Here is a 13,178-nt window from a genome sequence, read left to right as displayed (position 1 = left end):
GAGCTGAACCATCGCCTGCCGAACCTGTTTCGGCAGGCGATTTCCATTGGGCGCAGGCACTGCATCCCGGCGGCTCAAGCCTGCCCGAAACCCCAGGCCGCTTTGCGGGCCTATCGCGCGTGCAACACGCCGTAAATGAGAACAATTTAGAATTTCCCGCTGATTGGCGCCTTCCGTCGACAAGTCCCGGCCAACGCCGCCCGGGGCCGATGCACAGGTGCCGCGCACTTTCATCTCTGCCCGCCTGCCTTCCATGCACCGTTCTGTCCTGATGTTCCGTTGCGCACCGCAATGGATTTCCGACCGACGTCGCCTGCTCGCCTGCTTCCCATGACTTTCAAGAAAATCTGGTTCCAGTTGCACTGGTTCGTCGGCATTACGGCCGGTACGGTGCTCATCGTCATCGGGCTGTCGGGCGCGGTGTTCTCGTTCCACGAGGAAATCCTGGGATGGATGAATCCCGGCACTGCCTCCGTGCCCGCGCGCGATGCCGCGCCGCTGGCGCCGCCGCAGATTGCGCAGGCGCTGCACGAGGCCGGTGAGCAGCGCGTGGTCCAGCGCATCACCGTCTTTGCCGAGCCCGGCCGCTCGGCCCAGGTGGCCTTCAAGCCGCCGGCCGGCCAGCGCCGGGGCCAGACGGTCTTTGTCGATCCCTACACGGGCGCGCAGCTGCCTGAGCAGCACGGCACGGAGTTTTTCGAATGGGTGGAGCGCCTGCACCGCTGGCTGCTGCTGTCGCGCGATGACGGCAAGCCCATCACCGGCACGCTGGCCGGCCTGCTGCTGATGCTGTCGCTGTCGGGCCTGTACCTGCGCTGGCCGCGCCGGCCGCTGTCATGGCGCACCTGGCTGACCTTCGATCCGGCGCTCAAGGGCCGCTCCTTCCTCTGGGGCCTGCACTCGGTGGCGGGCACCTGGGCCCTGGTGGCTTATGTGGTGTTCACCTGCACCGGCATGTACTGGGCCTTTGGCGTAGTGCGCAGCACGGTGGATGGCTGGGCCGGCGTGCCGCCGCGCGTGGCCGCTCCCGCGGCGCCGTCCTCGAAACCCGGTGGCGGCCGGCCTGAGCCGGCTGGCGCGCAGCAGCCCATCGACATCGCGCCCGGCTGGGCCGCCTTCGAGCGCATCGCCCATGGCTGGCAGTTCGCCCAGCTGCGCCTGCCCGAGCGCGCGGGCCAGCCCCTGCAGATCAGCTGGCTGGATGCCGATGCCGCCCATGAGCGCGCGCGCAACCAGATGGTCCTGCTGCCCGACGGCGCCGTGCAGCGCGACGAGCGCTATGCCGACCTGCCCACGGGCCGCCGCGCCGTGGGCGCCATCTACCCGCTGCACATGGGCACCTATTTCGGCATGCCGGGGCGCATCTTCATGACGCTGGCCTCGCTGATCATGCCCCTGTTCGCCATCACGGGCTGGATGCTCTACCTGGACCGCCGGCGCAAGGCGCGCGCCCTGGCCAAGGAGCGCCAGGCGCTGATGGCGGACCCGCCACCGTCCGCCCCTGCGGGCCAGGACACCGTGCTGGTCGCCTTCGCAAGCCAGGCCGGCCGCGCCGAGCGCCTGGCCGTGGCCACCGTGGCCGCGCTGCGCGGCGCAGGCATGGCGGCCAGCCTGCAGTCCGTGGCGGCGCTGGATGCCGAGCAAATGCGCCACCACCGGCGCGTGCTCTTCGTGGCCAGCACCTTCGGCGAAGGTGACCCGCCCGATGCCGCGCGCCGCTTTGCGCGCCTGCTGGGCGCGGCCTCGGGCTCGGCCCTGCCGCACCTGCAATATGGCCTGCTGGCGTTGGGTGACCGGCAGTACGCGGCCTTCTGCGGCTTTGGCCATGCGCTGGACCACCAACTGCGCCGCCTGGGCGCGCAGCCCGTGTTTCCGCTGATCGAGATGGATGGCGAGGAACCCCAGGCCTGGAATGCCTGGCAGCAGGCGCTGGCCGGACATTTCGGGGCCATGCCGCCTGCATCGGATGCGCTGCCTGCGTCTGCTGCAGGCCCGCTGGCCGATGCCACGGCCTTTGCCGCATGGCCGCTGCAGGCGCGCAGCCTGTGCAATGCGGGCAGCCAGGGCGCCGGTCTCTACGTGCTGGAACTGTCGCCGCCCGAAGGCGTGGCCCCGCTGTGGCGGGCTGGTGCGCTGGCCGAGGTGCTGCCACGCCATGGCGCAGCCACCGTGCAGGCCTGGCTGGCCGCCCAGGAATGTGACGGTTCGGCCCCCGTGCAATGGCGCCAGCAGACCTGCACGCTGGGTGAGGCGTTGGCCGCCAGCGTGCTGCCGGCCCCGGGCGACATCGCCCCCGGCACCGCGCCCCAGGCCGTGGCCGATGCACTGCGGCCGCTGCTGCCGCGCAGCTACTCGGTCGCCTCGCTGCCGCAGGACGGCCATGTGCGGCTGCTGGTGCGCCAGGCCCGCCATGACGGCGGCCTGGGCGTGGCGTCGGGCTGGCTGACGGCGCATGCGGCCCAGGGCACATCCGTGGCCATGAGACTGGTGGAAAACCGCGCCTTCGAGCCGCGTGAAGAGGCAGATGCCGAGCCCGATGCTCCGGCTATCTTCATCGGCAACGGCTCCGGCTATGCCGGCCTGCGCGGCCACCTGCTGGCGCGCATGCACGCAGGCCGCCACCGCAACTGGCTGCTGTTCGGCGAACGCCAGCGGGCCCATGACGGGTACTGCGAGGCCGAGGTCTCCGGCTGGCTGGCCGCAGGCAAGCTGCAGCGCGCCGACTTCATCTACTCCCGCGACCAGGCCCGGCGCCGCTACGTGCAGGACGCCCTGCGCGAAGCCGCCGACGCCCTGCGCGACTGGATCGCCGACGGCGCCGTGCTCTACGTCTGCGGCAGCGCCGACGGCATGGCCGCAGGCGTCGATGCCGCGCTGGCCGACATCCTGGGCGCTACCGCCGTCGAAGACCTGATCGTCGAAGGCCGTTACCGCAGGGATGTGTACTGAAGTGAAGCGCCGCGTCTTAATGCACAGCGCATGAAACTGGCGCGGCCCAAGTCAGGGACACCGAGCAAGGGCCGCCCCGCCGCGAGGGTGTCGTCCCCCTCCCGCGTAGCGAGAGAGGGGGAAGGCGCGTAAGCGCCTCAGGGGGTGATGTACCTCTCCTTGCCGAGATTGAGCATCAACCGGTTCGCCCAGCCGAACAGCGCGGCCGAATGCAGCATGTCCAGGATTTCCTGGTCCGTGAGGCCGGCATCGCGCAGCGGCTGCAGCTGGGCTGCGCCAAAGCTGCCCGGCGCGCGCGTCAGCGCCAGCGAGGACTGGATGATGGCGCGTTCGCGCGCATTGGTGCCGGCCGTGTCCGGGTCGTCGAACATCTGGGCCATGACATCGTTGCGCTTGGCCAGCTGCTCGAAGCGCTGGGCGTGGACCGATGCGCAGTACACGCAGCCGTTGGAGCGCGAGACGGCCGTGGCCGCCACCTCGCGCTCGGCGCGCGACAGGCCGCCGGGCGCGTACATGATGGCGTTGAAGGCCTGCGAGCGCTCCGACAGCACGCGCGGCTGGCGGGCCAGCAGCAGGTAGAAGTCCGACGTGCGCGCCTTGGGGTGGCTCAGGTCCAGCACGGCCTGCTGCTCGGCCGTGGCCGTGGCGGGGTCGAGCACGGGCAGCCAGGACGTCCAGTCCAGCGTTTCGCTGGTGTAGCCGTTGCGGCGCAGCGGCTCGCCCGGTGGCGGCAGGTTGGCGGGGTGCACGAAGGGTGCGGCGGCGGCTTCGGCAGCCGGTGCGCTGGCCTGGCCGCCCAGCGCGTCCATGGCTTGCACGCCCGCGAACAGGCGCAATTGGTAGGCGATGAAGCCCACCAGCTGGGCCACCAGCACGGTGTCGTCGATGGACAGGCCGGACTCGGGCATGGCCAGCAGGGCGGCGCGGTCGCTCTCGGCCGGGTGCAGGGCCAGGGTGCGCACAAAGTGCAGGGCCGCATCCAGGCGCGCATTGCCGGTCTGGGCGCCGGGCTGGGCCAGCACGGTGCGCAGCGCGGGCGTCAGGGCATCGCCCAGGGATTCGGCACGCTGGCGGTATTCATCGGCCAGGGCCTGCACGCCGCTGACGCGGCATTGCTCGCTGGCCAGCACCAGGCGCTCGGCGCGCGACAGGCTGTCGGCCAGGCCGTCGCCCAGCAGCAGGTCCTCGCAGGCCTGGGTGGCAATGGCCACCTTGTCGCGCTGGCGGCGCGTGGCGAAAACGGGGGACTGGTCGGTCAGGCCGGCCAGGCGGTCGATGGTGTCGTTGGCGGTGGTCATGGGTATCTCAGGTCTTGTCTGCCAGGGCCCGCACGCGGGCTTCGGGGTCGGCGGGCGTCCATTCGCTGCCGTCGAGCTCGGGCTCGGAATAGGACTGCAGCTGGGCGTAGTGGTGTTCCAGGTCCTCGCGGTAGAACAGCGAGGCCAGGCCCTGGGCCAGCTTGCGCGCGCCGTCGCTGATGGCGGGGATATCGCCCGACACCGTGCCGTGCGACAGCGCGGCCGGATAGCAAAAGCAGTGCACATGGTCCAGGCCGGGCAGGGCGCCGGGCGTCTTTTCCTGGAACTCGAACAGCGGGCCCAGGTCGGGCGAGTCCGACAGTTCCTGGTCCTCAGCACCCGCCTCGGGCACGAAGCGGTCGCTCCAGATGCGCACATGGGGCGCCAGGTCGGCGAACTCGGGGCGCTGGCGCCAGTCGATGGCAAAGCCGGTGGAGACGATCAGGAAGTCCAGCACGAACACGCCGCGCGGCGTGTCCACGCGCAGCCGGTCTCCGTCCTGCTCCACCTTCTGCACGGCGCAGCCCAGGTTGAAGTGGGCGTTGGCATGGCGCGAGACGCGCAGCGTGCTGCCGTGCGGAGGTGGCACCTGCTGCACGTTGATGTAGTGGCGTATGCGCCATTTCCAGGCGTCGGGCAGCAGGAACTGGCCGTGCGTGAGGCCGGGCGTGCCCGAGCCCTTGGATTTGTTGATGCGCGGCAGGTCGCTGCGGCGCACCAGCAGGTCCACGCTGGCGGCGCCGTTCTCCAGCGCGGTGGCTGCGCTGTCCATGGCCGACGAGCCCGCGCCCACCACGCCCACGTGCAGGCCTGCCAGGCGGCGGTAGTCGAGCACGTCGGAGGAGTGCGCCCAGCGGCTGCGGTCCACGCCCTGCATGAAGGCGGGGATCTGCGGGCCGCCCAGGCCGTCGCGGCCCGTGGCCAGCACCACGCGGCGCGCCAGCCAGGTGCGCGAGGCTCCATCGGCCGTCACATCGACCTCGACCGTGCCGTCGGCCTGCGGGCGGATGGCCGTGACCTGGTGGCCGTTGCGCACGTCGCAGCGCATCACGCGGCGGTACCAGCGCAGGTAGTCCATCCACTGCAGGCGCGGGATCTTGTCCAGCGCGGCCCAGGCTTCGCGGCCCCATTGGGCGATGAACCAGGCGCGGAAGGTCAGCGAGGGCAGGCCCAGCGCGGGGCCGGTCAGCTCCTTGGGCGAGCGCAGGGTTTCCATGCGCGCCGTCGTGGCCCAGGGGCCTTCGAAGTCCAGCGGGGCCTTGTCCAGCAAAACGGCCGCGATGCCCAGCTGGGACAGCGCGGCCGACAGGGCCAGGCCGGCCTGGCCGGCGCCGATGACCAGGACATCGTGCACGGGCTGGCCGTCGCGGGTGGAGGGAGGAATCCAGGCCTTGGCAGGCCAGCCCAGGGCGACGAGGTCGTCGCGCAGGCGTTCTTCAAGGGCAGCCAGGCCCGCAGGGGCCGGGGCTGCCGGTTCGGTCAGGGACATAGACTCACCAGGAACTCACGAGGAAAGGCGCGCCAGCGGGGCAGGGCCTGCGGGCGCGCGCGGCATCAATCGATGCTGATTTTCGCGTCTTTGACCACCTGTGCCCACTTCAGGCGGTCGTTGTGCACGGTTTTCTTGAACTGCTCGGGCGTTTCGATGCGGATGGCATTGCCCTGGGACTCGAAGCGCGCACGCACCTCGGGCAGCTCCAGCACCTCGCGCACGGCCTGGCTGAGCTTGGCCACGATGGCCGGGTCCGTGCCCTTGGGCGCGAAGATGCCGAACCAGATCGAGCTGTCGAAGCCCTTGGTGCCCGTCAGGCCGCTGGAGGCGATGGTGGGCACTTCCTTGATGACTTCCACGGGCTTGGCCGTGGTCACGCCCAGCAGGCGCACCTTGCCGCTCTTGTAGTGGGGCAGCACGGTCTGGACCTGGTTCATGATGCAGCAGGTCTCGCCGCGCAGCACCGAGGTGATGGCCTCGGGGCCGCCCTTGTAGGGCACGTGGACCATGTTCAGGCCCAGGCGCGCATTGAACTCGGCAAAGGCCATGTGCGTGCCTGCGCCGTTGCCCGTGGAGGCGTAGTTGTACTTGCCGGGGTTGGCCTTGATCTCGTCCACAAACTCCTTGAGGTTCTTGACGTTGATCACGTTGGGATTGATGGTCAGCACGTTGGACACATCGATCAGCGGCGCCACCGGCACGAAGTCGGTTTCCACGTCGAAGGGCAGCTTCTTGTACAGCGCGGCATTGCTGCCGTGCGTGGCGGCCGTGCCGAAGGCCAGCGTGTAGCCGTCCGGCTTGGCGCGCGCCACGATCTCGCTGGCGATGTTGCCGGCCGCACCCGACTTGTAGTCAATGATCAGCGGCTGGCCCAGGCGCTGGGACAGCGGCTCCTGCACGCCGCGCGCGATCACGTCCACGCCCGAGCCTGCCGGGAAGCCCAGGATCATGGTCACGGGCTGGTGCGGCCACGAAGCCGCCGAATCGGCTGCCACCGCTGCGGTGGAGCCGAAGACGGCCAGGGCCGCGGCGGCGGCGGGAATCCAGGAGCGGAAAAACGAGGGGCGCATGGTGTGCAGGGAAATCCGGTGAATCAATTCCCATATTTTCCTGAGAACTTAATGAGCCACTTTTATATGCATATGTTGGTATGAAGCCAGTGTGGGCATGGCCGCAGCGCTCAGCAAAAAGCCCGCCGATGGGGCGGGCTTCATGCCGGGCGCAAGCGCCCATCAATGGCGGTAGGGGTTGTTGGGGCGGCGGTCATGGCGGTCCGGCACGCCGTCGCGGTCACGGTCCCAGCGGCCGGGTGCGTAGCCCCAGCGGCCACCCTGCTGCGACCACACGGGCTGGCGGTACACATAGCCGGGACGCGCCTTGACCCAGTGGCCGGCCACCCACGCATGGCGGTGGCCCTGCGGGCGCCAGTAGCCGGGTGCCCAGACGTAGCCGCGGCGCGGTGCAGGAACCGCCTCGTAGCGCATGGGAGGCGGCGCGCCGAACTGGACCGAGATGGCGGCGCCCGGCGCCGCATAGGTCACGTTGGCCTGGGCCTGCGCGGTGCCGGCCCATCCGGCCAGGGCCAGGGTGGCGGCGATCAGCGGTGTGCGAAGGGAAATCATGGCGGCTCCTTGTCCTTGGTTCATCGGGCTGGAGTCCTGGTGAAAGGAATCCATGACTGCATGGTGCAGGTCCATCGTCAATCCCGGGTTGCCGCGCCGCGAAGTCTTGCAATCTTGTGTATCGCCTTGGTGAAGCCTTGTTGCCAGGCGCTGCAGCGCGGGCTGCCGTCCTGCTGCCGCCGTCAGACAGTGCCTCTTCGGAGCGCCGTGAACGCCGTGAATTCCCAGCTGCGCATGGCCAGCACCAGGGTGTAGCCCTCGCGCTGGCCCGGCGGCAGGCGCTGGTCCTGCAGGTGCTGCTGGGAAAAGTCATGGGCCAGCCGCTGTATGCGTTCCACGAAGCTGGGCGCCAGATGCCGGCCGATGGAGCCGTGCACCATCAGCATGCCTTCGCCCGGCTGGTCGAAGCCGCCGCCGAAGTAGTCGAGCACGGCGTTCTCGCGGAAGTACTCCATCACCGGCCCGCGCGCGCGCCAGCGGAAGGTCTTGGCCAGGCGCAGCCGGTAGCGGTTGCCGGGGCGCAGCTCAATGATGCCGATGCGGTCCAGCTGGGCCAGGTAGCGGATGCCTTCGGCTTCGGTCATGCGGTAGGTGGCCACGATCTGCTCCAGCGTCCACTGGCTGAGCACGCAGATGGCCATCAGCAGCAGCTTGCGGTCGGCGACCACGGCGTTCTCCTGCTCGGGCGTCATCTCCTGCAGCAGCGGCTGGCTGTCGGCCACGCGGCGCGCCAGGTCGGCGAAGTCCAGGCTCAGCGCGCGGCAGATGGCATCGATGCGCGACAGCGGCATGTCGCCCTTGGCCAGCATGCGCTTGACGCTGGACTCGGCCATGCCCAGGGCGCGCGCCAGGTCGGCATAGGTCATCTGGGCGGCCTTGAGTTCCTTCTTGAGGGCGATGACGAGGTCGGCAGTGGTGCTCATGGGTAGCGATTATCGATACCCGAGGTGCTGGTTTGCGCGGCGGGTGCAGAAAAACGATGCTGAAAAGGCCGATGGCTCGCCACACTCCGCCTCACTTTTCACGAGGAGCAACACATGCCATCCGTATCGATTTCACCGGCCGCCGCCCTGCGCGCGCTGTACTGGGGCGCTGCCCTGCTGCTGCTGGCCGCCTGGCTTGGCCCCGCCGTGCCGCAGCCGCAGGACTTTCACGCGTTTGCCGATCAGCGCGCCTGGGGGGCGCTGCCCCATGCGCTGGATGTGCTCAGCAACCTGGGCTTTGCCTGGGCCGCCGTGGCGGGCGCGCGCCTGCTGCTGGACCGGCGTAGCCAGGCGCTGGCGCCGGCCCTGCGCTGGCTGGCCGCGCTGTTCTTCACGGGGCTGGCGTGTTCGGCCATAGGCTCGTCCGTCTACCACTGGGCACCCCACGATGCCACCCTGGCCGGCGACCGGCTGGGCATGTCCATGGCCTTTGCCGGCATGCTGGGGCTGGCGCTGCAATCGCGCATTGCCGACCGCGTGGCCGTGCGCGCCGCGGTGGCCATGCTGGTCGCCGCCGTGGCATCGGTGCTGGTCTGGCTGCACGGCGGCAACCTGCTGCCCTGGGCGCTGGTGCAGGGCGGCGGCATGCTGGCGGTGCTGGGCCTGGCCTGCGTGGCGCCGCGCCATGGCGCGCTGGCGCTGCGCCTGGTGATCGCCTGGTATGGCGCGGCCAAGCTGCTGGAGTGGGGCGATGCGGCCGTCTTCGAGGCCACGGCCGGGCTGGTGTCCGGCCACAGCCTCAAGCATGTGGTGGCGGCGGCCGCCGCCCTGCCCGTGATCGCCGCGCTGCGTGCGGCCGGCACGGCGCGCATGACCAGTACGGGCACAATGTGCGCCGATGCGTGCGGCCACGGCGGCGCCACCAACCGTTGAGGGAAGACAAGATGTTCCAGCAAGAGACCGGCAGCCCGTCTGCCCCCACCGCAACGGCCGGCGCCGTGCCATCGGCCGCGCACGAGCACCCCAACCAGTTCGCCCTGCTGGGCCAGCGGCGTTTTGCGCCGTTCTTCTGGACGCAGTTCTCGGGGGCGGCCAACGACAACCTGTTCAAGTTCGCGCTCACCGTGATGGTGACCTATCAGCTCAGCGTCTCCTGGCTGCCTTCGGCCATGGCGGGGCTGGTGATCGGGGCGCTGTTCATCCTGCCGTTCCTGCTGTTCTCGGCCACCTCGGGCCAGCTGACGGACAAGTGGGACAAGACCCGCATGTTCCGCCTGGTCAAGAACCTGGAGATCGCCATCATGGCGCTGGCCGCCTGGGGCTTCATCCAGGCCAATGTGCCGCTGCTGCTGGGCTGCGTCTTCCTGATGGGCCTGCACTCCACGCTGTTCGGCCCCGTGAAATTCGCCTACCTGCCCCAGGTGCTCAGCGAGCGCGAGCTGACGGGCGGCAACGGCATGGTGGAGATGGGCACCTTCGTGGCCATCCTGCTGGGCAACGTGGCAGGCGGTCTGCTGGTGGCCGTGCCCGAGGTGGGCCATATGCAGGTGGCCGTGGCCTGCCTGGCGCTGGCGGTGATCGGGCGGATCTTTGCGCAGTTCATCCCCAATGCACCGGCCACCGACCCGCACCTGGTCATCAACTGGAACCCCTTCACCGAGACCTGGCGCAACCTGCAGCTGGCCCGCGAGCAGCCCGCCGTGTTCCGCTCGCTGCTGGGCATCAGCTGGATGTGGTTCTTCGGCGCCGTGTTCCTGGCCCAGTTCCCCAGCTTTGCCAAGGAGGTGCTGCATGGCGACGAGCATGTGGCCTCGCTGCTGCTGGTGGTGTTCTCGGTGGGCATTGGCACGGGCTCGCTGCTGTGCGAGGTGTTCAGCCGCCGCCATGTGGAGATCGGCCTGGTGCCGCTGGGCGCCATCGGCATGAGCGTGTTCGCCGTGGACCTGTTCTTTGCCTCGCGCGCGCTGCCGGCTTCCGAGCTGATGGGCGTGGGTGCCTTCTTTGCCCAGCCCGCGCACTGGCGTGTGATGGCCGACCTGGGCATGCTGGCCCTGTCGGCCGGCATCTACAGCGTGCCCATGTACGCGCTGATCCAGATGCGCAGCCAGCCCACGCACCGCGCGCGGATCATCGCGGCCAACAACATCCTCAACGCGCTGTTCATGATCGCCTCCAGCGTGCTGGCCGGCGCGCTGCTGGCGGCGGGCTTCAGCATTCCCCAGGTGTTCCTGATCACGGGCATTGCCAATGCCGTGGTGGCGGCCTACATCTTCTTGCTGGTGCCCGAGTACCTGCTGCGCTTCGTGGCCTGGGTGGCCTCGCGCTTCGTGTACCGCTTCAAGGTGCAGGGCGACGAGCACATTCCGGCCACCGGCGCGGCCATCCTGGCCTGCAACCATGTGAGCTTTGTCGATGCCGTGCTGCTCATGGCCGCCAGCCCCCGGCCCATCTACTTCCTGATGGACTACCGCATCTTCCGCGTGCCCGTGCTGGGCTGGCTGTTCCGCCTGGCCAAGGCCATCCCCGTCGCGCCCCAGAAGGAAGACCCCGCCACCTACGAGGCAGCCTTCGAGCGCGCCGCCCAGGTGCTGCGCGAGGGTGATCTGCTGGCCATCTTCCCCGAGGGCGGCATCACGCGCGACGGGCAACTGCAGGAGTTCCGTGGCGGCATCATGAAGATCATCGAGCGCGCCCAGGCCGATGGCCTGCAGGTGCCCGTGGTCCCCATGGCGCTGACCAATCTCTGGGGCTCGTACTTCAGCCGCTTCGAGCAGGGCGGCGCCATGGTGCGGCCCTTCCGCCGTGGCCTGTTCAACCGCGTGGGCCTGAACGTGGGCCAGCCCATGGCCCAGTCCGAGGTGCAGCCCGCGCTGCTGCGCGAGCGCGTGCAGCGGCTGCTGGCGGCCTAAGAGGGGTTCTGTTCCTCCACCGTGAAGCTCAGGCCGGCATTGGCCTTGAGCCTGGCGATGAGCGCGTTGCCCATGGCAGGCGCCGTGGTCCAGATGCCGCCGGGCGTGTCCGGGGCGTCCTGCAGCAGGCAGACGGCTGCCTCGGTGATCATCTTGGACGTGGAGCCGTAGCCCGGATCGCGGTCGCCCTTGACGCCCACGCGCAGGCTGTGGCCGGCCGTGTCGGTGCCGATGAACAGCACGTCGTAGAAGCCCGATTCACGCTCTTCGCGCGACGGCCCCTCGCCAGGCTTGGGGCCGTCGTCCGCGCCCAGCGACTTGTCGGCCGCCACGGCGTTGGCCAGGGCCTCGCCCTTTTCGCCCGCGCCTGTGACCATCATCTCGTCGTAGACAAAGTCGGCGCCATAGGCATGGCCCAGCAGAAAGTTGGAGCGGTGCACGTTGCGCGTGTTGATGGCCGCCATCACGAAGGGCGCCACCCACAGGCCCAGCACCTCGTCCACCATGGGCTTGCTGCCGGACGGCTGGCGCGGGCCTTCGAAGCCCGGCGTGAGCGAGAACGGATTGCGCAGCAGCTCCAGCACGCCCGGCTGGGCGGCGGCCGCCGCCATGGTGGCCTTGAGGCTGGCCGCCGTGCCGCCCGAGAACGTGCCCTTCATCTTGCGCACCCGGCCCCGCACGCGCTGGGCGGGCTGGCCGAAGCGGGCCTGCATCTCTCGCTGCAGTATGAACACGCCCAGGTCGAAGGGAATGGAATCGAAGCCGCAGGAGAACACGATGCGCGCGCCGCTGGCCTTGGCTGCGGCCTCGTGGGCATCGATCATCTGGCGCATCCACGCTGGCTCGCCGCACAGGTCCACATAGTCCACGCCGGCGCTGGCGCAGGCGGCCACGAGTTCGTTTCCGTAGAGCTGGTAGGGGCCCACCGTGGTCAGCACCAGGCGGGTCTGCTCCATCAGCGCCTGCAGGCTTGCGGGATTGCCGGTGTCGGTCACCACCAGCGGGGTATCGGCGGGCGCGCCCAGCTCGTCGCGCACGGCCGCGAGCTTGGCGGCATTGCGCCCGCCCATGGCCCAGCGCAGGCCACTGCCTGCGGGGTAGCGCCTGAGCAGGTACTCCACCACCAGCCGGCCCGTGAAGCCGGTGGCGCCGTGGACGACGAGGTCAAAGGGTTTGGTCATGGGAGATCTCCATCAATCAGCGTGGCGAACGTGCGATTGCCCGCTGCACTGCAGCCGGGGTGGGCGCATTGTCTGTGGCGCGCCGCAGGGTTCCTGTCGCCCAGGTGCCGCGCCCCATGTCCTGTGTGGTGGTGTCACATGCAGGAACTTTTTGGGGTGTAAACAACAGTCAAAAACTTGAAAAGTACCGTTTGAAGATACTCGATGGCCTGTGTCTGGCCACTGTTACGGTTGAATGCAGACACGCAAGTTACGTCTGGGCACCATGCGTCCCGTGTTCAACCAATGCCCTTGAGGGGCACCTCGGCAAATGTCCTCTTCTCCCATCGTCGTTCAGCGTGATACCCGGGCCTGGCAACTGCAGGTGTGGGTGTCGTTCGGCATTGCGGTCTCGCTGTGCGCCATCGGCCTGGCATGGCTGCCCGGCGAGCAGCTGGAGCAGGCCTTCATGGTGATGGGCTATGTGTTCTGCCTCTCGGCCGCCTTTGTGCTGGCCAAGTTCGTGCGGGACAACGAGGGCGGCCGCAGCGGCGCAGGCGACACGCCCATGTGGAAGCTGGTGGTCTGGGGCGGTTTTGCCGTGTCCATGGCGCTGACCGGCTGGGGGCTGGTGAGCATGGACATCAACGTGACCTACAAGGCCTTCCTGGGCGTGAGCTGGCTCTATCTCATCACCACCGCCTTCACGCTGGCCAAGATGCTGCGTGACCGCCACGAGGCCGACCTGGCGCAGGCCCGCATGCATGGCCGCCGCGAGGCCGCGCAACCGGCCGACGCCGAGTGATGTCCACCCCTTCCCCGCAT

10 protein-coding genes are annotated in these 13,178 nt (G+C 69.3%); 4 read left to right on the top strand and 6 right to left on the bottom strand.

Features of this window, described 5'->3' with window-relative positions:
• Nucleotides 1-330: 330 nt before the first annotated feature.
• The gene (locus A4F85_RS21530) at nt 331-2,949 is read left to right on the top strand and encodes a PepSY domain-containing protein (protein WP_063327672.1); all 2,619 of its coding nucleotides are present in this window, start codon (nt 331-333) and stop codon (nt 2,947-2,949) included.
• A gap of 137 nt (nt 2,950-3,086) precedes the next feature.
• Here the strand turns inward: A4F85_RS21530 and A4F85_RS29825 are convergent, their stop codons facing one another.
• The 5 genes from A4F85_RS29825 to A4F85_RS21505 form a co-directional block, all read right to left on the bottom strand.
• A complete protein-coding gene (locus A4F85_RS29825) occupies nt 3,087-4,247 on the bottom strand; it encodes a CMD domain-containing protein (protein WP_012202463.1) in 1,161 nt (386 codons plus the stop codon).
• 7 nt (nt 4,248-4,254) lie between these two features.
• Nucleotides 4,255-5,736: a SidA/IucD/PvdA family monooxygenase gene (locus A4F85_RS21520; RefSeq protein ID WP_063327671.1), complete on the bottom strand. Its 1,482-nt coding sequence runs from the start codon at nt 5,734-5,736 to the stop codon at nt 4,255-4,257.
• 65 nt (nt 5,737-5,801) lie between these two features.
• Nucleotides 5,802-6,809: a Bug family tripartite tricarboxylate transporter substrate binding protein gene (locus tag A4F85_RS21515; RefSeq protein ID WP_034368821.1), complete on the bottom strand. Its 1,008-nt coding sequence runs from the start codon at nt 6,807-6,809 to the stop codon at nt 5,802-5,804.
• 162 nt (nt 6,810-6,971) lie between these two features.
• On the bottom strand, nt 6,972-7,361 hold the full coding sequence (locus A4F85_RS21510) for a YXWGXW repeat-containing protein (RefSeq protein WP_013800295.1): 390 nt from the start codon (nt 7,359-7,361) through the stop codon (nt 6,972-6,974).
• A 182-nt stretch (nt 7,362-7,543) separates the two neighbouring features.
• Nucleotides 7,544-8,284, bottom strand: a complete 741-nt coding sequence (locus tag A4F85_RS21505) for a helix-turn-helix domain-containing protein (protein ID WP_012202467.1) — start codon at nt 8,282-8,284, stop codon at nt 7,544-7,546.
• A gap of 114 nt (nt 8,285-8,398) precedes the next feature.
• On the opposite strand from A4F85_RS21505, the gene A4F85_RS21500 reads away from it, so the two are divergent.
• Nucleotides 8,399-9,217 carry a hypothetical protein gene (locus A4F85_RS21500; RefSeq protein ID WP_063327670.1) on the top strand — a complete coding sequence of 273 codons (819 nt, stop codon included), beginning with the start codon at nt 8,399-8,401 and terminating at the stop codon, nt 9,215-9,217.
• Nucleotides 9,218-9,228: 11 nt separating this feature from the next.
• Entirely contained in the window at nt 9,229-11,193 is a 1,965-nt protein-coding gene (locus A4F85_RS21495; RefSeq protein ID WP_063328052.1) for an MFS transporter, read from the top strand.
• On the opposite strand, the gene A4F85_RS21490 is transcribed toward A4F85_RS21495, so the two are convergent.
• Nucleotides 11,190-12,374: a saccharopine dehydrogenase family protein gene (locus A4F85_RS21490; protein ID WP_063327669.1), complete on the bottom strand. Its 1,185-nt coding sequence runs from the start codon at nt 12,372-12,374 to the stop codon at nt 11,190-11,192. The genes A4F85_RS21495 and A4F85_RS21490 overlap by 4 nt on opposite strands.
• 310 nt (nt 12,375-12,684) lie before the next feature.
• Here A4F85_RS21490 and A4F85_RS21485 point away from each other — a divergent pair, with 310 nt between their 5' ends.
• Nucleotides 12,685-13,158, top strand: coding sequence for a YiaA/YiaB family inner membrane protein (locus tag A4F85_RS21485; RefSeq protein ID WP_012202471.1), 474 nt, complete (start codon nt 12,685-12,687; stop codon nt 13,156-13,158).
• Nucleotides 13,159-13,178: the final 20 nt, after the last annotated feature.

It is taken from the genome of Delftia sp. GW456-R20, from assembly GCF_001622915.1.
Lineage (GTDB): Bacteria > Pseudomonadota > Gammaproteobacteria > Burkholderiales > Burkholderiaceae_C > Comamonas > Comamonas acidovorans.
This window is presented reverse-complemented; position numbering and strand designations above follow the sequence as displayed.